Source organism: Kribbella sp. NPDC050470, from assembly GCF_044458365.1.
GTDB lineage: Bacteria > Actinomycetota > Actinomycetes > Propionibacteriales > Kribbellaceae > Kribbella.
In genome coordinates this window covers 57,330-81,613 of record NZ_JBITHV010000007.1, presented here as the reverse complement: position 1 = coordinate 81,613, position 24,284 = coordinate 57,330, and the positions used below count along the sequence as shown (strand labels likewise).

26 protein-coding genes are annotated in these 24,284 nt (G+C 69.2%); 10 read left to right on the top strand and 16 right to left on the bottom strand.

Annotated features, from left to right (window positions below; translation table 11 throughout):
• The first annotated feature begins 56 nt into the window (after positions 1–56).
• Together ACIBGM_RS21345 and ACIBGM_RS21340 are read left to right on the top strand one after the other, a co-directional pair.
• Positions 57–1,220 carry a phosphotransferase enzyme family protein gene (locus tag ACIBGM_RS21345; protein ID WP_396386538.1) on the top strand — a complete coding sequence of 388 codons (1,164 nt, stop codon included), beginning with the start codon at positions 57–59 and terminating at the stop codon, positions 1,218–1,220.
• Between the two features lie 43 nt (positions 1,221–1,263).
• A complete protein-coding gene (locus tag ACIBGM_RS21340) occupies positions 1,264–1,989 on the top strand; it encodes a class I SAM-dependent methyltransferase (RefSeq protein WP_396386537.1) in 726 nt (241 codons plus the stop codon).
• Here ACIBGM_RS21340 and ACIBGM_RS21335 read toward each other — a convergent pair.
• From ACIBGM_RS21335 to ACIBGM_RS21305, 7 genes are all read right to left on the bottom strand, one after another.
• A complete protein-coding gene (locus tag ACIBGM_RS21335; RefSeq protein WP_396386536.1) occupies positions 1,973–2,842 on the bottom strand; it encodes an aminoglycoside phosphotransferase family protein in 870 nt (289 codons plus the stop codon). The two genes, ACIBGM_RS21340 and ACIBGM_RS21335, sit on opposite strands and share 17 nt — an antisense overlap.
• Before the next feature lie 41 nt (positions 2,843–2,883).
• Positions 2,884–3,534 (bottom strand): LysE family translocator, encoded by a 651-nt coding sequence (locus ACIBGM_RS21330; protein WP_396386535.1) that lies wholly within the window; start codon positions 3,532–3,534, stop codon positions 2,884–2,886.
• A gap of 146 nt (positions 3,535–3,680) precedes the next feature.
• The gene (locus tag ACIBGM_RS21325; RefSeq protein ID WP_360525921.1) at positions 3,681–3,857 is read right to left on the bottom strand and encodes a DUF5302 domain-containing protein; all 177 of its coding nucleotides are present in this window, start codon (positions 3,855–3,857) and stop codon (positions 3,681–3,683) included.
• 97 nt (positions 3,858–3,954) lie between these two features.
• On the bottom strand, positions 3,955–4,257 hold the full coding sequence (locus tag ACIBGM_RS21320; RefSeq protein WP_396386534.1) for an SRPBCC domain-containing protein: 303 nt from the start codon (positions 4,255–4,257) through the stop codon (positions 3,955–3,957).
• Positions 4,247–4,441 carry an ArsR/SmtB family transcription factor gene (locus ACIBGM_RS21315; protein ID WP_396386533.1) on the bottom strand — a complete coding sequence of 65 codons (195 nt, stop codon included), beginning with the start codon at positions 4,439–4,441 and terminating at the stop codon, positions 4,247–4,249. Before ACIBGM_RS21315 ends, ACIBGM_RS21320 begins: the two co-directional genes overlap by 11 nt.
• A 38-nt stretch (positions 4,442–4,479) precedes the next feature.
• Positions 4,480–6,573: an alpha/beta fold hydrolase gene (locus ACIBGM_RS21310; RefSeq protein WP_396386532.1), complete on the bottom strand. Its 2,094-nt coding sequence runs from the start codon at positions 6,571–6,573 to the stop codon at positions 4,480–4,482.
• A 27-nt stretch (positions 6,574–6,600) separates the two neighbouring features.
• Complete coding sequence (locus ACIBGM_RS21305) at positions 6,601–7,659, bottom strand: class I SAM-dependent methyltransferase (RefSeq protein ID WP_396386531.1); 1,059 nt, start codon at positions 7,657–7,659, stop codon at positions 6,601–6,603.
• A gap of 90 nt (positions 7,660–7,749) precedes the next feature.
• Here ACIBGM_RS21305 and ACIBGM_RS21300 point away from each other — a divergent pair, with 90 nt between their 5' ends.
• Both ACIBGM_RS21300 and ACIBGM_RS21295 read left to right on the top strand, forming a co-directional pair.
• The gene (locus tag ACIBGM_RS21300; RefSeq protein WP_396386530.1) at positions 7,750–10,440 is read left to right on the top strand and encodes a LuxR C-terminal-related transcriptional regulator; all 2,691 of its coding nucleotides are present in this window, start codon (positions 7,750–7,752) and stop codon (positions 10,438–10,440) included.
• A 64-nt stretch (positions 10,441–10,504) separates the two neighbouring features.
• Complete coding sequence (locus ACIBGM_RS21295; protein WP_396386529.1) at positions 10,505–11,134, top strand: DedA family protein; 630 nt, start codon at positions 10,505–10,507, stop codon at positions 11,132–11,134.
• On the opposite strand, the gene ACIBGM_RS21290 is transcribed toward ACIBGM_RS21295, so the two are convergent.
• A complete protein-coding gene (locus ACIBGM_RS21290) occupies positions 11,121–12,344 on the bottom strand; it encodes an aminotransferase class V-fold PLP-dependent enzyme (protein ID WP_396386528.1) in 1,224 nt (407 codons plus the stop codon). The genes ACIBGM_RS21295 and ACIBGM_RS21290 overlap by 14 nt on opposite strands.
• On the opposite strand from ACIBGM_RS21290, the gene ACIBGM_RS21285 reads away from it, so the two are divergent.
• The 3 genes from ACIBGM_RS21285 (at position 12,343) to ACIBGM_RS21275 (ending at position 14,551) form a co-directional block, all read left to right on the top strand.
• Positions 12,343–13,722, top strand: a complete 1,380-nt coding sequence (locus tag ACIBGM_RS21285) for a PLP-dependent aminotransferase family protein (RefSeq protein WP_360525897.1) — start codon at positions 12,343–12,345, stop codon at positions 13,720–13,722. The genes ACIBGM_RS21290 and ACIBGM_RS21285 overlap by 2 nt on opposite strands.
• A 74-nt stretch (positions 13,723–13,796) precedes the next feature.
• On the top strand, positions 13,797–14,252 hold the full coding sequence (locus tag ACIBGM_RS21280; protein WP_360525894.1) for a hypothetical protein: 456 nt from the start codon (positions 13,797–13,799) through the stop codon (positions 14,250–14,252).
• 2 nt (positions 14,253–14,254) lie between these two features.
• A complete protein-coding gene (locus tag ACIBGM_RS21275; protein ID WP_360525891.1) occupies positions 14,255–14,551 on the top strand; it encodes a hypothetical protein in 297 nt (98 codons plus the stop codon).
• Here ACIBGM_RS21275 and ACIBGM_RS21270 read toward each other — a convergent pair.
• Positions 14,548–15,372 (bottom strand): acyltransferase domain-containing protein, encoded by an 825-nt coding sequence (locus tag ACIBGM_RS21270; RefSeq protein ID WP_360525888.1) that lies wholly within the window; start codon positions 15,370–15,372, stop codon positions 14,548–14,550. The genes ACIBGM_RS21275 and ACIBGM_RS21270 overlap by 4 nt on opposite strands.
• 175 nt (positions 15,373–15,547) lie before the next feature.
• Between ACIBGM_RS21270 and ACIBGM_RS21265 the strand changes: the two genes are divergently transcribed.
• Positions 15,548–16,375 carry an AraC family transcriptional regulator gene (locus ACIBGM_RS21265; RefSeq protein WP_360525885.1) on the top strand — a complete coding sequence of 276 codons (828 nt, stop codon included), beginning with the start codon at positions 15,548–15,550 and terminating at the stop codon, positions 16,373–16,375.
• Positions 16,376–16,423: 48 nt separating this feature from the next.
• On the top strand, positions 16,424–16,777 hold the full coding sequence (locus tag ACIBGM_RS21260) for a VOC family protein (protein WP_360525882.1): 354 nt from the start codon (positions 16,424–16,426) through the stop codon (positions 16,775–16,777).
• A gap of 1 nt (position 16,778) precedes the next feature.
• Here the strand turns inward: ACIBGM_RS21260 and ACIBGM_RS21255 are convergent, their stop codons facing one another.
• The 7 genes from ACIBGM_RS21255 to ACIBGM_RS21225 form a co-directional block, all read right to left on the bottom strand.
• The gene (locus ACIBGM_RS21255) at positions 16,779–17,066 is read right to left on the bottom strand and encodes a 4a-hydroxytetrahydrobiopterin dehydratase (RefSeq protein WP_360525879.1); all 288 of its coding nucleotides are present in this window, start codon (positions 17,064–17,066) and stop codon (positions 16,779–16,781) included.
• Between the two features lie 74 nt (positions 17,067–17,140).
• Positions 17,141–19,117: an AarF/UbiB family protein gene (locus tag ACIBGM_RS21250; RefSeq protein ID WP_360525876.1), complete on the bottom strand. Its 1,977-nt coding sequence runs from the start codon at positions 19,115–19,117 to the stop codon at positions 17,141–17,143.
• A gap of 112 nt (positions 19,118–19,229) precedes the next feature.
• The gene (locus ACIBGM_RS21245) at positions 19,230–19,982 is read right to left on the bottom strand and encodes a succinate dehydrogenase/fumarate reductase iron-sulfur subunit (RefSeq protein WP_360525873.1); all 753 of its coding nucleotides are present in this window, start codon (positions 19,980–19,982) and stop codon (positions 19,230–19,232) included.
• A complete protein-coding gene (locus ACIBGM_RS21240; protein WP_360525870.1) occupies positions 19,979–21,856 on the bottom strand; it encodes a fumarate reductase/succinate dehydrogenase flavoprotein subunit in 1,878 nt (625 codons plus the stop codon). Before ACIBGM_RS21240 ends, ACIBGM_RS21245 begins: the two co-directional genes overlap by 4 nt.
• A 17-nt stretch (positions 21,857–21,873) precedes the next feature.
• Positions 21,874–22,674, bottom strand: a complete 801-nt coding sequence (locus ACIBGM_RS21235; RefSeq protein WP_360525867.1) for a hypothetical protein — start codon at positions 22,672–22,674, stop codon at positions 21,874–21,876.
• Positions 22,674–22,979, bottom strand: a complete 306-nt coding sequence (locus ACIBGM_RS21230) for a hypothetical protein (protein WP_360525864.1) — start codon at positions 22,977–22,979, stop codon at positions 22,674–22,676. The genes ACIBGM_RS21235 and ACIBGM_RS21230 overlap by 1 nt, the downstream gene beginning before the upstream one ends.
• A gap of 107 nt (positions 22,980–23,086) precedes the next feature.
• Positions 23,087–23,713 (bottom strand): hypothetical protein, encoded by a 627-nt coding sequence (locus ACIBGM_RS21225; RefSeq protein ID WP_360525861.1) that lies wholly within the window; start codon positions 23,711–23,713, stop codon positions 23,087–23,089.
• 52 nt (positions 23,714–23,765) lie between these two features.
• Between ACIBGM_RS21225 and ACIBGM_RS21220 the strand changes: the two genes are divergently transcribed.
• Positions 23,766–24,155 carry a (deoxy)nucleoside triphosphate pyrophosphohydrolase gene (locus ACIBGM_RS21220; protein ID WP_360525858.1) on the top strand — a complete coding sequence of 130 codons (390 nt, stop codon included), beginning with the start codon at positions 23,766–23,768 and terminating at the stop codon, positions 24,153–24,155.
• Positions 24,156–24,284 lie beyond the last annotated feature (129 nt).

The following is a 24,284-nucleotide window of genomic DNA, read 5'->3' as shown; positions in this document are numbered from 1 at the left end:
CTGGAGGGTGGTTTTCTCTTGGGGCCTGTGCGAGTCCGGGTCCGGGAGGATCTGTCATGAGACATTTGCCGGACAGCCCGAGTCTGGGGTTTCTGCGGAAGCAGGCGAAGGATCTGCTGGTTGCGCTGCGGGAGTCGGATCCGAGCGCGTCGCTGGCGCAGGCACAGCGAACGTTGGCGGTCGAGTACGGGCTGCGTGACTGGGCCGAGTTGAAGGCCGAGGCCGAACGGCGGGCCGCCCAGGCTCCCGTCGTACCTGATGGGCTGGCTGAGGCGTTGGCAAGCGCGTTCGGGCTGGGCCGGGTCACCGGACAAGCGGCGGCGGTTTCGTTCAGTTTGATGGGGCGGTGCTGGTCGATCAGCACGGACCGAGGGCGATGGTTGGCAGTCACCGTCTACCCGTGGATCACGGCCGATCAGGCCGAGCTGGGGTCGAAGCTTCGCGATGCGGCGGTGGCCGCCGGGATCACCGCGCCGACTCCGGTACGCAGTCCCGAAGGCCGGCTGATCGAGACGGTGGAAGGCGACAACTGGCGGGTTCACGAGTGGATCGAGGTCGGTCCGTCACCGGTGAGCCCGACGCCGGCCGCTGTCGCCCGCGGGGTCGGCGAGATCTTCGGCACTCTGCACTCGCTGGCCATCCCCAGTGACACGCCCCCGCACCCGTACGTCACCTGGCGCCGTCCGGACGCCGAGTGGAAGGAACTGCTCGACCGCGCTCGCGCGGCCGGCAAGCCCTGGGCCGGGCGGCTCGCCGAGCTCCTCCCGACGTTCCGGGAGCTGCAGACGATCCCGGCGGACGTCGAAGGGGACCTCATCCTCTGCAATCAGGTCCTGAACCCAGAGCACGTCCGCCTCAGCCACAAGGACGAGCTGGTCGTCACCGAGTGGGACTTCGCCGGCTCGCTCACGCCGGAGCTCGAAGTCGCCTGGGCTCTCACCCACTGGACCTTCCGTCCGGCGCTCAACCCTAACGCCGTCGCGGCGTTCCGCGACGGCTACCTCCACACCGCCGGCCGCTGGCCGGACCTGACCATGGCCTCGTTCGCCACCGCGGTGACCAGTTGGCTGAACTGGACCTACAACACGATCTGCGAAGCCATCGACCCCGTCGACCCCGACCGCGCGCACTTCGCCGAACGCGAGTCGACCGATCTGCTGGCCCGCCCGATGACCTGTCAGTCGCTGGAACAGCTGCTCCACACAGTCGCTGCGTCCTGAAAATGCGTCGCCCCGGCCCCGGGCTCCCACCTAGGGTCGGGGGATGGTCGATGCGATTTTCGGGGTGCCCCGGTTGGCTCGGATCTACGACGCGCTGGATCCGGATCGCGGGGATCTGGAGCACTACGTCGCGATGGTGGAAGAGTTCGGCGCGCGGCGGGTGCTGGATGTCGGCTGCGGGACCGGCGAACTGGCCTGCTGGCTGGCGCGACTCGGCGTCGAGGTGGTGGGAGTCGACCCGGCCGAGGCGTCGCTGGAAGTTGCCAAGGGCAAGGAGTTCGCCGACCGGGTGCGGTGGATCCACGGTGACGCGACCACGCTGCCGCCGCTCGAGGCGGACCTGGCGGTGATGACGGGGAACGTCGCGCAGGTGTTCCTCACCGACGAGGCCTGGGCGGCGACCCTGCGCGGGATACACCAAGCGCTACGGCCGGGCGGGCGGTTCGTGTTCGAGACGCGGGATCCCGCGCGGCGCGGGTGGGAGGAGTGGACCCGCGAGCAGACGTACGGCGTGACGGACGTTCCCGGCGTTGGCCAGGTCGAGCACTGGACCGACCTCGTCGAGGTGAAGCCGCCGTACGTGTCGTTCCGCGGCACCTTCGTGTTCGGGGCGGACGGCGCGGTGCTGACGTCGGACTCGACCTTGTGGTTCCGCGAGCGGTCGGAGGTGGAGGACTCCCTGAAGGCGGCCGGGTTCGCGGTCGACGACGTACGGGAGGCGCCGGACCGGCCCGGCAAGGAGTTCGTGTTCGTCAGCTCGTGGCGGTGAGCAGCGCCGTCAGCGTGTGGTGGGCGGTGCGGGACATCACCGGGTTGGTCTCCACGTAGTACCAGAGGCATCCGATGGCCTGGGCGAACGACCAACCCATGCCCCGGCGCCACTCGTCGTCGTCGCTGCCGAGCACCGATCGGAACGCCGACCGGGCGTCGGTGTCCAGCAGGTTCCAGGCCGGGGCGAGGTCGATGGCCGGATCCGCGACGGTGAACGTGCCGACGTCGATGACCCCGGCCAGCCGGCCGTCGGACGCGAGCAGGTTGCCGGGCATCAGGTCGCGGTGCGCCCACACGTCCGGCTCGGTGCGCGGCGTCGTCCGCAGGTCGGCCCAGAGCCGCCCGAGCGCGTCGACGTCGATCATCCCGCGGCTGCGCTCCAGCCCCTCGGCGACGTCGTCGTCTTGAGTCGTCAGTACGCCGCCCCGCCACGAGCCGGTGAACACGCGCCCCTCGGTCGGTACGGCGCGCAGCGCACGCACGAACGTGGCCAGATCCTCGGCGAACCCGATCGAGCCGGCGACGTCGGCGTCGTACGCGATCGTTCCCGGGAGCCAGGTGTAGACAGCCCACGGCAACGGGTGCCCCTCGCCGGGCTCGCCCAGCTCGACGGGCTCCGGAGTCGGGTACGGCGAGATCGCGTGCAGCCGGCGTGCGGCCTCGGCTTCCTCCTCGAGGTCCTTCCGGGTCGCGGCCGCGTCACCCGGCTGGATCGGGAACCGCGCGACCAGCCCGTCGCCGATCCGGAACAGCGCGTTCACCGTCCCGTGCGACCGCACCGGCCTGACCGGCAGCTCGCTCCACACCGGGAACTGCGACCGGACAAGCCGAGCCACCAGATCAGTCGTCACGTCCAGCTGTCCAGGATGCATCGGCACGCCCATTTGGTCGATCAGTGGGTGGCGAGGGGGCGGGCGCGGTCGGTGACCAGGCGGATGGCGAAGAAGGCGAGGGCGGTGCCGGTGAGGTAGCGGTGGATGCGCATCCAGGTCGGGCGGCGGGACAGGAAGATGGCGACCGCGCCGGCGGTGATCACGAAGATCGCGTTCACGGCGACGCCGACGGCGGTCTGGACCAGGCCGAGAATCATGCTCTGGGTGCCGAGGTGGCCGCGCGACGGGTCGACGAACTGGGGCAGCAGCGAGATGTAGAGGATCGCGATCTTCGGGTTCAGCAGGCAGGTGAGCAGGCCCATCCCGAACAGCCTCCGCGGCCGATCGGGCTCCAGTTCCTGGGTCGCGAAGGCCGAGCTCCCGCCGGGGCGGAACGCGTTCCAGGCGAGCCACAGCAGGTACGCCGCGCCCGCGAGCTTCAGCGTCAGGTAGATCTCGGGGACGAGCGCGAACAGCGTCGCCAGCCCCGCGCTCGCGGCGAGCAGGTAGACCGTGAAGCCGACGCCGACGCCTGCCAGCGAGATCAGCCCGGCGCGGCGGCCCTGCGCGACCGATCGCGACACGAGGTAGATCATGTTCGGCCCGGGAGTGAGCACCAGGCCGAGCTCGACCAGTGCGATTCCGAGCATCGCCTCACCGCTGACCACCACGAAGTTCCCCTTTCGTCGGCTCGAACCTAACAGCGCCGGCCCCAGGCCACCGGGGGTTTTCGGCAGGGTGAGACAGCTGCTCCGGAATGAGTCGAGCCCCGGGCGGTGACCCGGGGCTCAGGCGGATGGATGGACAGTTGGCGGGATCAGCTGCCGGACTTGCGCCGGAACTGGCGCCTCTGCTTGTCGTTGTGCGCCTCGCCGACACCCTCACGCCGCGACCCGGAGCCCGGGTGCGCGTTGTGGTGGGCGTTCTTCTTCTCGAGCGCTTCACGGAACTTCTTCTGCAGATCGTCCGCCGGCTCGCTGGACTTGTCGCTCATACCGTCTCCTTCAAACCGTCAGGCGTACGCACCCACGCTAACCAACTGTGACCCGCACACGCGAGCCGATTATGGTGGCGTCCGCCAGGCGAGCGCGTCACCGTACCTGCTGAGCGCTCAACAGCCCAGCCAGCCGGTCGAGCTCGGGCTCCCAGCCCAGGCGATTCCAGCTGAAGGCGAGCCGGTACGGCGGTTCCACCTCGAGATAGGTGCCACGGACGACGTGCCGCCCCATCTCCACCACGTACTCACCGCCGACCTGCACGTCGGCCTGGACCTTCAGTCCCAGGTCCGGGTTCGGGCAGTACCATTGCGTGAGCAGCTCCGCCCGGGTCCAAGCGTCGTACACCCTCCGAATGGTTGCCGGAAGCACCCGTTCGATCCGGATGTCAGGTCCCATCCCCGCCTCCTCGCAGCAGTTCCTCGAGCCGGTCGACCGTGCTGTTCCAGTACGTCGTGAGGTCGCCGAGCCACTCCTGGACCTCGCCGAACGCCTCCGGCCGGATCGTGCACACGACTGTCCGGCCGACCTTCCGCCGGGTCACCAGCCCGGCGTCGACGAGCACGCCGACGTGCTTGGTCATCGCCGGCAGCGTGAGGTGGTTAAATGTCTGTCAAGCGCTCAGAGCAGGTCGGCGAGTAGGCGGGCGGCTCGGGCGGCGCCGTCGGACTCGACCGGACGGTAGTCGGGTTCGGTGTTGAGGGCCTTGGCGATGGTCTCGGCCAGGTGGGTCGGGTCGGACGCCTCGGCGTAGGTGAGGCGGTGGCCGGCGTTGTAGCGGTCCAGGCGGGCGGCTACGTGGAAGTTCTGCTCGAAGTGGTGCTGGAGTGGGACGTAGATGAACGGCACGCGGGCGGCGGTGAGCTCCATGCAGGTGGTGAGGCCGCCCTGGGTGATGGCGAGGTCCGCGGCGGCCAGGTGCCGGTGCAGGTCCGGTAGGTAGCCGCGCAGCGTCGCGCCTGGGATCGACGGGAGGCTGTTGGGGTCGATCCGTGGGCCGGTGACGACCACGAAGTTCAGTTCGGGCACCAGACGTCGCGCCGCCGGGATCGAGTCGAGCACGCGGTGAAGCAACGAGGATCCGACCCCGGATCCGCCGACCGTCACCACGCAGAGCAGACCGTCCGCGGGATAGCCGAGCGTCGTCCGGTCGACTCGTTCGGGGACGAACCCGGTGACGTAGCCGGCGAAGTCGAAGTTGCGTTCGGTCCACTCGCGGATCCCGGGCAGCCCCGGCCCGAACGAGGCGTCGACGATGTCGTCCGGGTCGCCGACGAACACCGACCGGTCCCGCACCCGGCCGAACCGGGCCCGGTGCTCGATCATCTCGGCGTTGTAGTCCGCGGTCAGCCGGACCTCGCGGTCGCCGCCGTCCGGCATCGGCAGCCAGCCGACGAAGTCCGTCATCCAGGCATACGCGAATCGCTTCAGCTCCGGGTTCTCGTGCAGGAAGTAGTCCACCTCCCACGCCTCGTCCCCGATCACCAGGTCGTACGGGCGCTCGGCCACGACGTCGGCGAAGGTGAGGAAGTTCGCGACCAGGACCTCGTCCATCCGCCGGATCGTCTGGAACGCGTGCAGGTCGTGCTCGCCGGCGTCGTACTCGATGTGCGTGGACTCGTTGCACAGGTATGACGACGCCGGGTGGACGGTCTCGCCAGCGTCGTCGAGCACCCGGGTCACCGGGTGCTGTGCCAGCCAGTCGATCTGCAGGTCCGGGTGGTGCGTGCGCAGTTCCTGTGCGATCGCCAGGTCCCTGCGGGCATGGCCGAGTCCGATCGGCGACGACAGGTAGAGCGCGCGCTTCGGCCGACTCATCGCCCGGACCCAGGTACGCCGTACTGGTCGTGGCGCAACGCGGTCGATGAAGTCGCGCAGCAGCCGGTTGACCATGACCGGGTCGCGGGCGTGTGGCGCGTGGCCACCGCCCTCGACCGTCACCAGTGAGCCGCCGGTCGCCTCGGCCAGCATCACACCCTCGAGGTGCGGCCGGATGGCGTCCTGCTCCCCGTGGATCACCAGCACCGGGCAGGTCACCTTGGTGAGCAGCTCCGGCGGCTGGTGGACCTCCCGGGCAAGCTCGGTGTCCACCAGCCGCTCGGGGCCGATCTCCCCTCCCCAACCGATGCAGTCCTCGATCTGCTTGGTGGAGTGCGGCTCGTTGAACAGCTGCGCGAAGAAGTACTCGAGGAAGTCGTCGTACCCGCCCTCGAGCCAGTGGTACCGGTTGTACTTCGCCCAGCCCTCAGTGCTCTCGTGGCGCTGGTGGAACGTCCACTGCGTCCGCTCCTCCAGCTTCGGCGCCAGCCTGGTCGCCGGACCGATGCACACGATCCCCAGCACGCGCTCCGGCTGCTCCAGGGCCAGCTGCAACGCCCAAGGACAGCCCCGGGAGAACCCCACCAGCACGCAGGACTCGGTCTCGGTCGCATCCAGTACGGCGAGTGCGTCCGCGACGAACTGGGAGTCGTTGTACGCGTCCGGGCCTACCGGTCGGTCGGACCGCCCGGAGCCGCGTCCGTCGAAGGTGATCACCCGGTAGCGCCGGGACAGATAGGGGACCTGCGCCTTCCACATGCGGGACGGCACGATCGACCACGTCGGCAACAGCAAGACTGCCGGTCCCTCCGTGCCGTGCACGGCGTAGCCGATCGTCACCCCGTCACGCTCCACCGTCCCCTGCAGATCAGGTGTCAGCGCAGGTCTCTGAGTCATCGCTCTGCCCCCTTTGCCCTCAATGTCTCAGGGCCGTACCTCGTACACCAGGTTGAACGGCGTCTGCGCGACCGTGCGGAACCTGGTGAACCCGGCCGCCGTCGTGACGTCCCGGATGCGTGCCGGACCGGCCTGGGTGCCCAGTGCGAGTCCGACCGGCTGGGAGAGGGATCCAGGAGTGCACAGCAGGGTCGAGAAGCCGTAGTACGCTCGGCCGACCGGGTTGAGGTTGTCCTCCACCTTGTCGCCGGCCATCGGCTCCACCACCATCCAGGTGCCGTCCGGTGCGAGCGCCTCCCGCACGTGGCGGGCCGCGCCGACCGGGTCGCCCATGTCGTGCAGCGCGTCGAACGTCGTCACCAGGTCGTACCCGGACCCGCTGAAGCCGTCCGCCGGTGCAGCTTCGAAGCTGATCCGCAGACCGGCCTCGGCCGCCCGCAGCCGGGCCGTCTCGATCGACTCCTGGTGGTAGTCCGAGCCGACGAACTCGGACCGCGGGAACGCCTGCGCCATCAGGATCGTCGAGGACCCGTGGCCGCAGCCGATGTCCGCCACCTTCCCGCCCCGCTCAAGCTTGTCGACCACACCTTCGAGCGCAGGCAGCCAACTGGTCAGCAGGTTCGCGTTGTACGACGGCCGGAAGAACCGCTCGCACCCGACATGCACGTCTGACGTGTGCTCGTGCCACCCGATCCCGGCGCCGCTGCGGGCCGCCTCGATCGTCTGTGTGGTGTGCTGCACGGTGCCCAGCGCGATCTGGAAGAAGCCGGGCAGGTACGCCGGGCTACTGGGATCGGTCAGCGCCACGGTCTGCTCCGGCGGCAGTGTGTAGTGCCCGGTGCTCGGGTCGTACTCGACGTAGCCCCCTGCGGCCTGCGCGTTCAGCCACTCACGCGTGTAGTGCTCGTCGGTGTCGGTTCGCTCGGCCAGCTGTCCCGGTGTCGCCGGCCCGTGATCGGCGAGTGCCTGGTAGTAACCGAGCCGGTCGCCCATCACCACCAGCGCCGCGTTCAGCGTCGCCCCCACCTCGTCCACAGCCTGGTAGACCAGCCCCATCAGTTTCTCGCCATCGATTGCGACAGTCATGTTTCCGCCCCCTTGCTAGGTCAGTACGGCGAACCTAGGCAGGGCTGCTCGCCCGTCGCATCAGGTGCCCCACCTGGTGCAGACTGGGGCATGCTGATCGGGCGGGAGGCCGAACGCCGGGCGATCGAGCAGCTGGTCGCGGGGGCCCGGGTGGGGGCAGCTGGCGTGCTGCTGGTCACCGGTGAGCCGGGCATCGGCAAGACCGCACTCCTCGACGAGGCCGCCGGTCTGACCGAGGGCCTCCGCCTGCTCCGGGCCCGTGGCACCGAAGCCGAACTCGGCATGCCCTTCGGAGCTCTCCACCAACTCCTCCGTCCCGCACTGACAGACCTCGACCGCATCCCGCGTCCGCAGCAAGCGGCGCTCGCTGCTGCGCTGGCGCTCAGTCCTGGAGACAGCACTCCAGACCGGTTCGCGGTCGGTGCTGCGACGCTCAGCCTGATCTGCCGGTACGCCGAGCAGGCACCGGTCGCCGTGATCGTCGACGACGCGCACCTGCTCGACCGTCCGTCGGCGGAAGCCCTGCTGTTCGCGGCGCGGCGGCTGCTTGCCGATCCGATCATGTTGCTGATCGCCGCCCGGCAGAACGAGCCACACCCGCTAGCAGAGGCCGACCTGCCGACCCTTCCTCTCGGTGGCGTGCCGCTGGAGGCCGCACAGCAGCTCGTGCACGGCCTGCCGGTCGACCTGGTGGCCCAGCTGCACAAGACAGTGGCCGGTAACCCGCTGGCACTGCTGGAGTTGGCCGGCGAGCCTGACGATCTGCGGCGGCTGCCTCCCGGTGTGCCTGTGCCTGTGCCGACCTTGCTTGCGGAGGCCTTTGCTACAAGGGCAAACCGCCTGAGTCCAGCGGCTCGCACTGCGCTGCTCACCGCGGCTGTCGACGATGGTGAGCTGGGTGTGGTGGCCAGAGCGTGCAAGGAGCTGGGAATCGACATCGGAGCGCTCGCCGAGGCGGAGACCGCTGCTCTGGTGGCCATTCGCGATGGTCGGGTCGAGTTCCGCCATCCACTGGTCCGGTCGGCGATCTACACGAGTGCTGACGCGGCAGAGCGCCGTACTGTGCATCGGGCGGTCGCGGGGGCGACACAGGACGAGGACAGGCGGGCGTGGCATCTGTCCGAGACTGTGCTCGGCTTCGATGACAGCGTGGCGTCCAGGCTCGACGTTGCAGCGGAACATGCAGCAGCGCGTGGCGCGCACTCGGTCGCGGCCACTGCCTACGAGCGCTCGGCTCGACTGAGCGACGTACTGACCGACCGGGCGTCCAGACTGGTCGCTGCAGGCGAGGCCGCGTGGTCCGCGGGGCTCCCGGACTGGGCGGATGCGTTGCTGGACGAAGTACTTGCGCTGAAGCCACCGCCGATGACCAAGCTGCGTGCGCAGGAGGTCCGCGGCGACATAGCGGTCAAGTGCGGTTCGCCTGCACGCGCCCGGGACATCCTGGTCGCGGCTGCGGCAGAGAGTCATGACGAGGTCACTGCCACCGTGCTGCTGGCTGATGCGGTCAGTGCGTGCTTCCGGATCTGCGACACGGCGTCGGCGTTGGCCGCTTCGGAGGAGATCGACCGTCTGCTGCCCGCTGTCGAGCGCCAGGGGCCACGCATCATCGGCATGCTGGCCAGTGGCGTCGCCAAGATCCTGGCTGGGCAAGGCGGAACTGACCAGATCCGCCAAGCCGTCGACCTGGCTCCGTCCGACGAGCTCGACCGCGACCGGCGGCGGCAGGTGTGGATGGCGATCGCGCCGTTGTTCCTGCGGGAGAGCGACACCGGCAGGGCCTTGCTGCAGCAGGCGATGCTCGAGCGCCGGGACCAGGTCGCGCTGGGCGCGCTGCCGGGTCTGCTGTTCGTGCTGGCCCGTGACGACGCCACGACGGACCGGTGGGCCGACGCTGTCGCGTCGTACGACGAAGGCGTCCGGCTGGCTCGGGAGATCGGGCAGACGACGGAGCTGGCGATGAATCTGGCCGGCCACGCCTGGCTGGCGGCGCATCAGGGCCGTGCAGAGTGCCAGGAGCTTGCGGCGGAGGCGCTGCGCATCTGCACTGAGCGGGAGATCCATCTGGGGACGGTCTGGTCGTTGTTCGCGCTGGGCGACTACGAGCTGGGGCGTGGCGATCCGGTCGCGGCGCTACCGCAGTACGAGCGGCTGGTCGACGTACTGGCGTCCAACGGGCTCAAGGACCCGGATCTGTCGCCGGCACCCGAGCTGGTGGAGGTGTACCTGCGGTTGGGGCGGTCCGACGAGGCAAAGGCGTTGGCGAGGGAGTACGTCGTACAGGCGGAGGCCAAAGGGCAGCCGTGGTCGTTGGCGCGGGCGGCGCGGGTGCGGGGAGTGGTGGACGAGAGCGAGGAGGCGTTCGAGCGGGCGCTGCGGTGGCATGCGGAGACGCTGGACGTGTTCGAGCGGGCCAGGACCCAATTGGCGTACGGCGCTTGGCTCCGGCGAGCGCGTCGACGCGTGGACGCACGGACGCAGCTGCGGGCAGCCGTTGAAGCGTTTGATCAGCTCGGAGCCGCCGGGTGGGCCGACCAAGCGGCGATGGAGCTGAAGGCAACCGGCGAGACCGCACGGCGGCGCGTGCCGAGTACGGCGGATGAGCTGACCCCTCAGGAGCGGCAGATCGCACTGCTGCTCGCCGACGGCCAAAGCATCCGCGAGGTGGCGGCCCGGTTGTTCCTCAGCCCGAAGACCGTCGAGTACCACCTGCGCAAGGTCTACACGAAGCTCGGCATCCACTCCCGCACCGAGCTCGTGGACACGCTGAACAACCGGTGAACGCCCGCTGAATCACATCGATGGGATTGTGGCCGGTTTGCCTGCGGATGGCATCCTTGGCCGGGTGACGGAGTTGATGGAGGCAGCGCGACAGCTGCTCAGTGTCGCAATGGCCTCGCATTGGCTGCTGCTCGTGCTGTTTCTGGCGGCCGCGATCGACGCGGTCTTCCCGGTGATCCCGAGCGAGGGTCTGGTGGTCACGGCCGGCATGGCCGCCGCCGCGGGACACCAGAACCTGCTGCTCGTGATCGTGCTGGCGATGCTCGGCTCGGTCATCGGCGAGTCCGTCTGCTACTTCATGGGTCGCGGCTCCGGCCCCGCCCTGCACCGCTGGATGAAGCGCCAGGAGCGCCGACAAGCCGTCTACGACAAGGTGTCCGCCGCGTTGCACTCCCGCGGCGGACTGATCCTCATGACGGTCCGCTACGTCCCCGGCGCGCGCATGGTCGCCACGCTGGCCGCCGGCGCCACCCGGTACTCGTTCAAGAAGTTCTTCGTCTTCACCTTCGCCGGCGTCACCATCGCCTACACGTACGTCGCTCTGCTCGGCTACCTCGGCGGTGACGCGTTCGCGCACGACTCGCTGAAGGCGCTCGCCTTCAGCCTGAGCCTGGCGTTCCTGATCGGCCTGGTGATCGAGACCTCCCGCCGGATCGCCGTCCGGCGCCGCGCGGCCAAGGTCATCGCCGAGTAGCCAACTCGGCCACCGCGGCGGCGACCAGCTCCACCTCCGCCTCGGTGTTGTAGTAGTGCGGCGACAACCGCAGGCACCACTGGACGTCCTTGTCCCCGAAGTCGTACTGCGCGAACTCGCGGAAGCTCAGCGCCGAGTTGATCCGCCGCCGGTCCAGCTCCGCCTTGAACGGCGCGCTCTCCCAGCCGGCGATGGTGAACGTCACCAACGCCGCCGGGTCCGGTCCCTGGTCGAGCACAGCCACGCCTGGCAACGGTGTGAGCTGCTCCCGAAGCACGGCCGCCAGCCGTCGGGCCCGGCTGCCACCGGCCTCGATCCCGACCTGCCGTGCGTATCGGACCGCCTCGGCACACCCGAGCAGCGCGGCGTACGGGAACTCCCAGTCCTCGAAGCGAGCCGCGGTCTCCACAGCCTGGTAGCTGTCGGGTCCGCTCCACTGCGCGCCGTACATGTCGATGTACTGCGGCTCGTGGCCCGCGCGCAGGACTCGGTCGGACACGTAAAGGAAGCCGGTCCCGCGCGGTCCCCGCAGGAACTTGCGCGGTGTCGCCGTGAGGAAGTCGCAACCGATCTCCTGTACGTCGATGGGCAGCTGACCGACCGACTGGCACGCGTCGACCAGGTACAGCAGGCCGAGCTCGCGGCAGTGCTTGCCGATCTCTGCCACCGGCTGGACCAGCCCGGAGTTCGTCGGCACGTGAGTGGCGGCGACCAGCCGCGGCCGGTGTCTGCGCATCAGGTCGGCCATCGCGGCCACGTCGACGCCGCCCTCCGGCAGGTCCGGGGCGTGGATCACCTCGACGCCGCGCCGGCGCCGCAGGGACAGGAACGCGATCTGGTTCGAGACGAAGTCGTTCCGGGTGGTCAGGATGACGTCGCCCGGTGCGAAGTCGATGGCGGACAAGGCGGTCGAGTAGGCGTGGGTTGCGCTACTGGCGAAGGCGATGTTGCTCGGAGCGGTGTTCAGCAGTGCCGCGACCTCGGTGTAGAAGCCGCGGACGGCATCGGACCGCTGCGCAGCGGCCTCGTAGCCGCCGATCGTGGCCTCGAGCTCGAGATGGCTCTGGACTGCGGCGAGAACAGACCGGGGGAGCAGACCGCAGCCGGCGTTGTTGAAGTGGACGACGTGCTCGACGCCCGGGGTGTCGGCCCGAAGCGAGTCCAGTAGCAATTCTTCAAAGGAAGCAGTAGCGCTATTGTTGGCTCTCATGAACGACAGTACCACTTCGGTCGGCGCGTTGGTTGGTGAGCTGCGCCGCACGGTCGCCGGCCTGCGCCCGGGGGATCGGTTGCCGGCCAGTCGCGAGCTGATGGCTCAGCACGAGGTTGGTCCGGGCACGGTGTCCCGGGCGATCTCGCGGCTGGTCGCCGAGGGCCTGGTGGTGGCGCGTCCAGGCAGTGGCACGTACGTCGCTCCACGCCGCCAGGCCGCGAAACCGGCCGATCTGGGCTGGCAGTCCCTCGCGCTGGCCGATCGCACCATCGACACCAGGTCGGTTGCCGACGATCTCGGCGTACCGGTGGTAGGGGCGGTGATGCTGGACGGCGGGTACCTGCATCGGTCGCTTCAGCCCGGCAAGGCGATGACGGCGGCGCTGGTGCGGGCGGCTCGGCGGCCCGATGCGTGGGACCGGGCGCCGATCAGCGGCCTCGCCCCGCTGCGGTCGCTGTTCGCGGCCTCGGTGGACGCGATGCCTGAGGACGTCCTGATCACTGCAGGCGGGCAGAACGCGTTGTCGATCGCGTTCCGGGCGCTGGCTGCTCCGGGCAGCCCGGTTCTGGTCGAGTCACCGACGTACCACGGGGCCCTCGCGGCGGCTCGGAGCGCTGGGTTGCGGCCGGTTCCGGTGCCCGTCGACGCGGACGGCGTCCGGCCCGATCTGCTCGCCGAGGCGTTCGAGCAGACCGGTGCACGGGTCTTCTACTGTCAACCGGCACACCACAATCCCACCGGCGCGGAGCTCACCGTTGAGCGGCGGGTGCAGGTCCTGGACATCGCCCGGGCGGCGAATGCCTTCGTGATCGAGGACGATGCCTCCCGGCTGCTCAGCCACGGGACCAGTGCGCCGCGGCCGCTGCTGACTGACGATGCGCAGGGCACGGTGGTGTACCTGACCTCGTTGACCAAGCTGACTGCGCCCAGCTTCCGGATCGGTGCGCTGATCGCGCGCGGGCCGGTAGCGGAGCGACTGCGTGCAAGTCGGCACGTCGACGACTTCTTCGTTGCTCGGCCACTGCAGGAGGCTGCGGTGGAGCTACTCGGCTCGTCCGGCTGGGATCGGCACCTTCGCTCGTTGGCACCTGAGCTGCGGCATCGCTGCCGCGCCCTGGCCACCGCCCTCGGTGAGCTGCTGCCCGGGTGGACCGTGGACCGGCTGCCGACGGGCGGACTGCATCTCTGGGTGCGGTTGCCCTCGGCCGACGATGAGCTGCGGCTGCAGGCGGAGGCATCGGCGCGTCGAGTGGTTGTCGGTGCCGGTGCTCGGCACTTCGCTGCCGAGCCGCCGGGCGCGTACCTGCGGCTGAACTTCGCGGCCGCTGCCAGCGAGGCCGAACTGGTGGAGAGCGTGCGCCGTTTGGCTGCATGACACGTCTGTCCCGACTTTGCTGCAATGGCGTGTCACTGACCAACCTGACTGGTCCGGTATGCGTCAGTAGAGACGTGGTGAGGCCTGGGGCGAACCTCCTCGGCGCCGCTGCGATCGTGGCGGCGCTGGCCGTCGGGTGCGCCCAAGCCATCCAAACCGGCGCCCAAGCAGTAGCAGCTGCACCGGTGACCAGGACCTTCCCGGCGCGGCTGGCGAACGGGAAGCCGCCGCTGCTCGTGGTCGTCTCGTTCGACGGCGCCGGCGACCTCGCGCTGTGGGCCCGCTGGCGAGCCGTAGCCAAGCAGGTCGACGCCCGGAACAGAGCTCCAGGCGTTCGACCACATGGTGCGGACCGGTCCGCAGAAGGCTCCGTTCGACCCGGCCACGGTCAAGGGCATGCGTACGCCGTGTCTCGAGGGCAACCGGCCGGCGTACCGGCAGGCGATGGCACAGCGCGGCATGCTGTACGACGCCTCCGAGCCCGGCTACCTCGCCTGGCCGACGAGGTCCGGCGGGCAAGCAGACGCTGACGATGGACTACAACCTGTGGTTCACCCAGACCGGCGCACGCACCGTGCCGGTCGCGCAGGCGCCAGTGCTGAAGGCACAGGTGCTCGCCACCTATCGCCAGGCGCTCGCGAAATCCCGCGCCAACGGGAACCCGCCGCTGTTCCTCGGCAACCACTTCAACCGCTGGAACAACAGCGTGTACTCCGACGCCCTCACCAGCTTCGTCCAGGAGACCTGCAAGCAGCCCGATGTCCGCCGCGTCAGCAACATCGAGCTGGCGAGCTGGCTGACGAATTACGGCGTACCGCGGTCGACCTAGAGCCGCAGGTACCCGTACGCGCTCTGCCAGGTCCCGCCGGACTTGATCCGCCCGACCACCAGCCGCTGCAGCGTGGTGTCCTGCGGCAGCTCGTCCAGCTTGTCGAGGCCGTGAGTGCGGAAGGTGAAGAAGATCGCGCCGTCCTGGCTGTCGTTCGCTTCGCCGTACGGCGTGAAGCGGCGGCCGAACCGGACCATGTTCGACTCCGGCGGCAGGTTGTCGAGCAGGTACGGGTCGATCAGCCAGGACCACAGGTTCGCCGTCCGCACCGGGTACTCCGGGAAGTAGCGCGGGAAGAACTCCCGGGCCTGCGCGAAGCTGTCGTCGACGAGCTCGGGGGTCAGCGGCCCGATCTCCGGGATGTGCACACCGATGATCCACTCACCCGGCTCGGTCCCAGGCACCGGCTTGTCGGCCGGCACCTGGTGCAGCAGGTACTGCAGTCGGCCGAGCGCGTAGAGCTGGCCGGTCCAGTGGATCGTCATCCACCAGTGCGTCTCCAGGCCGTACTCGCCGAAGGTACGGCGATGCACCTTGAGCTGCTGCCCGAGGTCGGCCAGCGAGGCCCAGCTGATGTCGTCCGGGATCCCGCGCTCGGCGTGGTAGCGCCGGATGTCCGGCAGCGTCTCCAGGAACGCCTGCACCGAGTTGCGCGGGTCCTCGGGCATCCGCAGCTGCGGTTCGGCGCCGAGCTTGCCGAGCTCCGCCCGCAGCTGGTCGGCCAGGTCCTTCACCACGGCGGGGTCCGCCTGGAAGGCCTCCGCGGCCGCGCGGTCCTCGTCGCTGAACCCCAGCAGGCGGTACTCCTCGGCAGTCGTCACTCGCCAACGGTATCCGATACCGGCCAGTCAGAGACTTACCGCTCCTCGGCCAGACCCAGGTAGAGGATTTTCGGATCCGCCGGGCTGAAGGCCAGCGATGGGGCACAGAGCTTCAGAGCCACCACTGACGGTGGCGGACCCACGACATGACGTGAAGCGGCCATATCGTGAACCAGTGGTCGCCTACCTCCGCGTTCCTCCACCCGACGAGCAGCGTGACGTCGTCGAGCACTACTGGATGGTCGAGGCTGCCGGATCCAGCGAGGTTCAACGGGAGATCCTGATCCCGAACGGCCGCCCGGCCCTTGCGGTTGCGTTGGCAGAACCCGGGCGGCGGCACGATCCGGTGAGCGGCGCGCAGTGGGTGAACGACGGCTCCCTGTTCGGGATCATGACCAGGCCGCACGTCCTGACGCAGTCGGGCCCGTCGAGCTACGCCGGGGTGGAGCTCAAACCCTGGGGAGTCGCGGCACTCGGCATTCACGGCGGGTTGGTCGACGACGTGGTGTCACTGGACAGCTGGCTCGGTCCTGGTACGACGGACAGCCTGATGCGGGCGCTACGGCAACAGGAGTTCGGTGCGGCGCGGGCGGCCGAGCTGGCGGCCTTCCTGCAACCGCAACTGCGTCCGTTGCGTACCGATCTGGTCGATCGGACTGTTCAGCTGATCGACGAGAGCCGCGGAGGTCTGGCAGTGGCGACGCTGGCGGCCGAGCTCGGTACGTCGTACTCGACCCTGCATCGCGTGTTCGGTGCGCTGACCGGAGTCGGTCCGAAGAGGTTCAGTGAGATCGTGCGGTTCTTTCACTTCGTCGGTGGGCTGCTCGGTGGGCCGTCCGATGCCGCCGCGACGCTGGCAGCGCTGCACGGGTACTACGACCAGGCGCACGCGGCGCGGGACTTCAAGCGGTACACCGGGGTCAGCGCGTCGTCGTTCCGGGACGTGGAGAACGGGATCGCCGCACTGATGCATGAGAGATCTGTCCAAGACGCCGGGGGCTGAGCGGGACAAGCTGAGGGCACAGAACCTCGGACACCAAGGGAGTGCATGGTGGGACGGATCATCCATGTCGAGCTGACCGCGACCGACCTGGATCGGGCGGCGGCGTTCTACGCAACGGCTTTCGGCTGGACGACGGAGGCGTCGCCGTTCGTCGGCGACTACCTGGTCGCGTCGACCGGGCCCGGCGACGGGATCGACGGCGCGATCATGACGCGGGAGTACCAGCAGCAGCCTGCGATCCCGTGGATTCTGGTCGAGGACCTCGACGCCACGCTGCGCGCGGTGGCCGACGGCGGTGGGGCGGTTGCGAGTGACCCGCAGCAGCTTCCCGGGGTCGGGCGGCTCGCGTACGTCCGCGACCCCGACGGCAACCTGCTGGGAGTGCGCCAGCCGGCCGGTTGAGTCAGCCGGCGGCGGTGTCGATGTGGCGGGCGAGGACGAGGTCGTTCTCGGTGATGCCGCCGGCGTCGTGGGTGCTGAGCTTGAAGGTGATGGTGGTCCAGCGGATGTCGATGTCCGGGTGGTGGTTCATCGACTCGGCCAGCTGGGCGACCGTCGCGACCAGGCGGATGCCGTCCAGGAACGTCTCCCGCTTGATGCTGCGGACCAGCGCGTTGTCCGCGAACTTCCACAGCGGCAGGTGGTCGCGGATCGCAGCGTCGATCTGGTCATCGGTCAGCAGTTCAGCCATGCGCCACACTCTAGTCCGAATCCACCCGGCGCACTCGACCCGCACGCATCCTCGAAGTTCGAAGACACTCGAAGTCAGGACCGACTGCTGTCCGGCAGGCGGAAGACGAGTACCAGGACGCGCAGCACCAGGACCACGCAGATCACCAGCAGGTTGTAGGCGAACAGCTGGTACAGCGTGATCGTCTCGGTGATCTTCGGGCCGCCCGGCGTGCCGAGCAGCAGCACCGCCATCAGCCCGGCGGTCGCCCCGAGGACGGCGAGCAGCACCTGATGCAGCAGCGTGGTCATGTGCCGGCGGTCCCGGTCGTCGGCGAATAACCGGACGTTCAGCCCGAGGCGTCCACTCTCGGCCGCAGCGGCGATCCGGTCGATCCGGCGCGGCAGTCGCCGCAACATCGGCAACAACGTGGCGAGCTCCTCGGTCGCCGTACGGCGCAACGCGTCCGGGGCCAGGCGGTCGGTCACATGCGCCGCGGCGAACTGGCGCGACGCGGCCACCAGGTCGAAGCCGGGGGAGATGCGCGAGATCGTGCCCTCGATGGTCGCCAGCGCACGGAACACCGCGGCCACCTCCGGAGGTACGCCGAGATCGTGCGACGTGATGATCTTGAACAGGTCGTTGAACATCGCCGGCCCCAACGCCACCCCGGCGGCGAGGTGCCGGGTCATGAACTGGCCGACGGCGCGTTCGAGGCTGCGCTCGTCGATCACGTCCGGGCGGTAGACGATCTCCAGCAGGGCGTCGGTCGCGGCGACCGGGTCGCCGTGGTCGATCGCGAGCAGGAACCGCTGCAGCGCCTCGCGGGTGGCCGGGTCGAGCCGGCCGACCGAGCCGAGGTCGAGCATGCCGATCCGGCCGTCGGCCAGCAGCAGGAAGTTGCCGGGGTGTGGGTCGGCGTGGAAGACGCCGTCGATCGCGACCTGGCCGAGCAGGCAGTCGAACAGGGTGCGGCCGAGCCGGGCCGGGTCCAGGCCGCGGTCGGCGATCGCCGCCGCGGCGTTGCCGAGACCGATGCCGTCCAGGCGCTGCATCGTGAGCACGCGCCGGGTGGAGGCTCGCGGATACAGCTCGGGGACGACCAGGTCGTTGTTCGAGGCAACCGATTGACCGGCCGCCACGGTGGTCATGTTGCCGGCCTCGACGGTGAAGTCGAGCTCCTCGCGCATCGCGTCGGCGAACCCGTCAGCCAGTGCGCGGACGCCCATCGCCCGGCCCCAGTCGGTGTTCCGCTCCAGCAGCCGGGCCAGGCGCCGGACGATGTCCAGATCCCGCTCGACGACCGCGCCGATGCCGGGCCGCTGGACCTTGACCACGACGTCGTGTCCCTCGGGCAGCCGGGCCTTGTGGACCTGGGCGACACTGGCGGCGGCGAGCGGCTCGGTGTCGAAGCCGGCGTACACCTGATGTAGTGGTGCGCCGAGCTCCTCGGTGAGGACGGACTCGATCTCCGGCCACGGCGCCGGGGAGACCTGGTCCTGCAGGCGACTCAGCTCGTCGGCGACCGACGCCGGGATGATGTCGCTGCGGGTGGAGAGCACCTGGCCGAGCTTGACGAAGGTGACGCCGGCCTCGTCGAGCGCCAGCCGCAGCGAGCGGGCGAGCTCGGCCTGGCCGGCCGGGTTCTCCCGGCCGGGGCGGCGACGGCCGCGCAGGTACGGGCCGAGGCCGTGCCGGATCGCGATCCGCAGGATCTGCACGTAGCGCTTGGTGCGGGCGATCCGGCCGCCCAGGTCGCGGCGCAGATCGCGGGCCCGGGGCAACGATCCGGTCGGGACGATGGCCTCGGCGAGCACCAGGAAGATCAGCCCGGACAGCACCGAGCACAGCGTGGTCAGGGCGAGCAACGCGAACGCGGCCCCGCCGGACCCCTCGAACGGCGGCGGTCCGACCAGCCCGCGCGCGATCGGGTTGAACAGCGCCAGCGTCAGCCCAGCTCCCACCGCCAGCCGCACCAGCCCGAACCGGACGCCCAGCAACCGCTGCGCCACCGGGACGAAGATCACCATGAAGATGACGATGTTGATCAGGCCGAAAATCACCACGTCCATGCCTGGAACAGTAGATCCTGCGAGGGTTGCGCCGGATCACCCGCGCGATGGACGTGTCCCTGAACCGGGCAGCGGAAAACCCCCGGTGCGGGACCGGGGGCTTCCGGGTGACTCAGGCCGGGCGGCGGCGGATCTTGTTGCCCAGCCAGACCAGCGGGTCGTACTTGCGGTCGGCGACGCGCTCCTTCATCGGGATCAGCGCGTTGTCGGTGATCTTGATGTGCTCCGGGCACACCTCGGTGCAGCACTTGGTGATGTTGCAGTAGCCCAGGCCGTGCTGCTCCTGGGCCGCGTGCTGGCGGTCGGCGGCGTCGAGCGGGTGCATGTCCAGCTCGGCGATCCGCATCAGGAACCGCGGACCGGAGAAGTTCTCCTTGTTCTCCTCGTGGTCCCGGATCACGTGACAGGTGTCCTGGCACAGGAAGCACTCGATGCACTTGCGGAACTCCTGCGAGCGCTCCACGTCGACCTGCTGCATCCGGTACTCGCCCGGCTTCAGGTCCACCGGCGGGGTGAAGGCCGGGATCTCGCGCGCCTTGGTGTAGTTGTAGGAGACGTCGGTGACCAGGTCCCGCATCACCGGGAAGGTGCGCATCGGGGTGACCGTGACGACCTCGTCCTCCTCGAACGTGTTCATCCGGCACATGCACATCAGCTTCGGCATGCCGTTGATCTCGGCGCTGCAGGAGCCGCACTTGCCGGCCTTGCAGTTCCACCGGACCGCGAGGTCCGGCGCCTGCGTGGCCTGCAGCCGGTGGATCACGTCGAGGACGACCTCGCCCTCGTTCACCTCGACCTCGTAGTCCTTGAGCTCACCGCCCTCGGAATCTCCCCGCCAGACGCGGAATTTCCCCTTGTAGCTCATGTGGCGGGCAGCTCCTCATCCGTGAGGTACTTCTTCAGCTCGTCGAGCTCGAACAGTTCGAGCAGGTCGTCGCGCATCGGGACCTGCTCCTTCTCGGTCACGTTCACGCCGCCGTCGGCGTCCAGCCCGCAGACCAGCAGCTTCTTGCGCCACTCCGCCGACATGGTCGGGTAGTCGTCGCGGGTGTGACCGCCGCGCGACTCCTGCCGCTGCAGCGCGGCCTTGGCCACGCACTCCGAAACGGTCAGCATGTTGCGCAGGTCGAGGGCCAGGTGCCAGCCGGGGTTGAACTGCCGGTGACCCTCCACCGTCATCTTCGCGATCCGGCCGCGGTACTCGGCGAGCCTGCCGAGCGCCTGCTCCATCTCCTCTTCCTTGCGGATGATGCCGACCAGGTCGTTCATCGACTGCTGCAGTTCCTGGTGGATCGAGTACGGGTTCTCGCCGCCCTCGAGCTCGAACGGCGCCAGCGCCTCGCGCGCCGCGGTGTCGATGTCGTCCTCGGCGATCTTCGGCCGGCTCTCGAGCGAGTCGACGTACATCGCCGCGCCCATGCCGGCCCGGCGGCCGAACACCAGCAGGTCGGACAGCGAGTTGCCGCCCAGCCGGTTCGAGCCGTGCATGCCGCCCGCCACCTCACCGGCCGCGAACAGGCCGGGTACGACGGACTGCGCGGTGTCCGGGTCGACCTCGACACCACCCATCACGTAGTGGCAGGTCGGGCCGACCTCCATCGGCTCGGCGGTGATGTCGACGTCCGCGAGCTCCTTGAACTGGTGGTGCATCGACGGCAACCGGCGGGTGATCTCCTCGGCCGGGAGCCGCGACGACACGTCCAGGAACACGCCGCCGTGCGGGGTGCCGCGGCCGGCCTTCACCTCGGAGTTGATCGCCCGGGCCACCTCGTCACGCGGCAGCAGCTCCGGTGGGCGCCGGTTGTTGTCCGGGTCCTTGTACCAGCGGTCCGCCTCGTCCTCGGTCTCCGCGTACTGCGCCCGGAACACGTCCGGCACGTACTCGAACATGAACCGCTTGCCCTCGGAGTTCTTCAGCACACCGCCGTCACCGCGGACCGACTCGGTGACCAGGATGCCCTTCACCGACGGCGGCCAGACCATGCCGGTCGGGTGGAACTGGATGAACTCCATGTTGATCAGCGTCGCGCCGGCCCGCATCGCCAGCGCGTGCCCGTCACCGGTGTACTCCCACGAGTTCGAGGTCACCTTGAAGGACTTGCCGACACCGCCGGTGGCCAGCACCACGGCCGGGGCGTCGAACAGGATGAACCGGCCGGACTCGCGCCAGTACCCGAAGGCGCCGGAGATGGCGTCGCCGTCCTTGAGCAGCTCGGTGACGGTGCACTCGGCGTACACCTTGAGGTTGGCCTCGTAGTCGCCGGTCTCCCGGAAGTCCTCCTGCTGCAGCGAGACGATCTTCTGCTGCAGGGTGCGGATCAGCTCCAGGCCGGTGCGGTCGCCGACGTGCGCCAGCCGCGGGTAGGTGTGGCCGCCGAAGTTGCGCTGGCTGATCCGGCCGTCCGCGGTCCGGTCGAACAGGGCGCCGTACGTCTCCAGCTCCCAGACCCGGTCCGGGGCCTCCTGGGCGTGCAGCTCGGCCATCCGCCAGTTGTTCAGGAACTTGCCGCCGCGCATCGTGTCGCGGTAGTGGACCTGCCAGTTGTCGTTGGAGTTCGCGTTGCCCATCGCGGCCGCGCAGCCGCCCTCGGCCATCACGGTGTGCGCCTTGCCGAACAGCGACTTGCACACGATCGCGGTGCGCTTGCCCTGCTCGCGGGCCTCGATCGCCGCCCGCAGGCCGGCGCCGCCGGCCCCGATCACGACGACGTCGTAGGTGTGTCGTTCGAGCTCAGTCATGACAGAGAAAGTCCGTATCAGTTGAAGAAGCGCAGGTCGGAGAACCAGCCGGCCGACAACGCCATGATGTAGGCGTCGGTCAGGATCACGGTGAACAGCGACGTCATCGCGAAGGTGCCGTGCTTGGGGTTCAGCTTGGACACGAAGGTCCAGTACCGGTAGCGCAACGGGTGCTTGGAGAAGTTCTTCAGCCGGCCGCCGACGATGTGCCGGCAGGCGTGGCAGGACAGCGTGTACAGCCACAGGAAGACCAGGTTGACCCAGATGATCACGGTGCCCAGGCCGATGCCGAAGCCGCCGTCCTTGCCGTGGAAGGCGAGGATGCCGTCGTACACGTTGAGGACACCGAAGACCAGCGCGCCGTAGAAGAAGTAGCGGTGCAGGTTCAGGGCGACCAGCGGGAACTTGCGCTCACCGGTGTACTTCTTGTGCGGCTCCGGGACCGCGCAGGCCGCCGGCGCGAAGAACAGCGACCGGTAGCCCGCCTTGCGGTAGTAGTAGCAGGTGCCCCGGAACCCGGCCAGCACCGCGAACGTGATGATGCTCAGCGGCAGGAACACCGGGAACTTGGGGAACCAGGTGCCCAGGTGGCTGGAGCCCTCGACACAGGAGTCGCTGATACAGGGGGAGTACAGCGGGGTGAGGTAATGGTATGCATCGACCCAGTACCACTTGTTCATGAAGATCCGGACCGTCGCGTAGACGATGAAGAAGACCAGGATCACTCCGATCCGCAGCGGCGCCAGCCACCAGCGGTCGGTTCGTGCGGTCTTCAGCCCGATCTGCGCGCGACCGGGCGCGTCAACTCCAGTCGCCATCAGGGGGCGTGCCTGTCCGGCGCGCCGAAGCCTTCGTGTTCCGCGTCGGTCCACATGGACGCGTCATACTCCACGTCGGGAATCTCCTCGAGTTCCTCCGGAACGGGTCCGGGTCTGTGACGGGGGTCGGGCGGGCCTAGCTCGGCCAGGTCGTCGTTCAGCCTGGCCACGTCCGACACCAACCGGCGGATGCCGAGAGTGTCACCGTACTCCTGGCTCAGTTTCCCGACGGCCGCGTGTAGCGTCTCGAGCGCGCGGACGACTGCGGCAACGCTGTTGCCCCCAGTGTTCAACTCAGCACCCATGCCGACTCCAGTGATGGTTTTGTAGCTGTCAGTATGCGCACACTTTGCCTTCGCCGAGCGCGCAGGGGAAGACCCTTCGGTACGGCGTGTTTCTACTAAGGCTTACCTCAGTTGCCGAGCGCGGTCGAGTGCAGTAATGGAATGAATCCGGCCTTCAGTGCAACGAGATTCGCCGGTGGCGTGAGTACGGCGACCTCGTGCAGCCCGGGTGGCCGGACCGGATCGCCGTACCCCTCCCAGGACCAGGGCAGCACGTGGTGGTCGAGGACGAGGGCGGGCCGGCCGTCGAACCGGATCATCGCTCCGTCAGGGAGTTGGTCGAGCTCCTGGATCGTGGTGCGTTGCTGCCGGGTGCGCGAGTCGACGCGCTCGAGGTGGAGCTGTGCGTCCATCGCGGTGGCGCGCGGCCGCTCGTCGAGACCGCGACCGCTGGCCCAGGCGCCGGCGTACCGGAGGTAGTCCCTGCGGCGGCAGTAGGCGCAGGGGCGATGGCCGGCCGCGAGGGCGACGGCCTCGTCGAAGAAGAACAGCGCGGTCCACCGGCCCGGCGGCATCGGGTCGCGGCGCACGCCCTTCCAGTCGAGCACGCAGCAGATCCAGGCCTTCGACCGCCAGCGGGTGGTGCCGAGCCGGCGGTCGGGGCCGTGCAGGGTGCCGCGGTTGCCCATCAGCAGGCCACGGCCCGGCTCGGCGACGATCTCCTGGGTCGGCAGGACCCTGTTCTGCAGTGGCACGACCAGATCCTCTCGCGCCCCACCGACAGTTCGTCTGGCACAGTGCGTGCCCGTGGGTGAACGGCAGGTGGTGATCGGGGTCGCGGTGATCCGCGACGGCAAGGTGCTGGCGGCGTTGCGGTCCGGGCCGGACGGCGGCTGGGAGTTCCCCGGCGGCAAGGTCGAGCCGGGGGAGACGGAGCGTGCCGCGGGCGCCCGGGAGCTGGCCGAGGAGCTGGGTGTGCGGATCGAAGTCGGGGAGTCGCTCGGCGTCGCCGTACCGATCAACGAAACGTATGCGCTCCGGGTCTACGCGGCCGAGCTGGTGGCCGGGGTGCCGGTCCCGCACGAGCACGGCGAGCTCCGTTGGGTCGGCGCCGGCGAGCTCGACGGGCTCGATTGGCTGCCCGCCGACCGGCCGTTCCTTCCCGCAGTCCGGAAATTGCTCACGTTTCACTCGTGAACTGCTCAGTTGCCCACCCTGAACAGTCACGATTCGGTGACTAGCGCTCCCTTCGGTTGGCGTCCACACTTCGAGATACGTAGGGTTCCCGGGAACCCCCGGGAGGTCCGGGGGCGGCTGGGGGTGCAC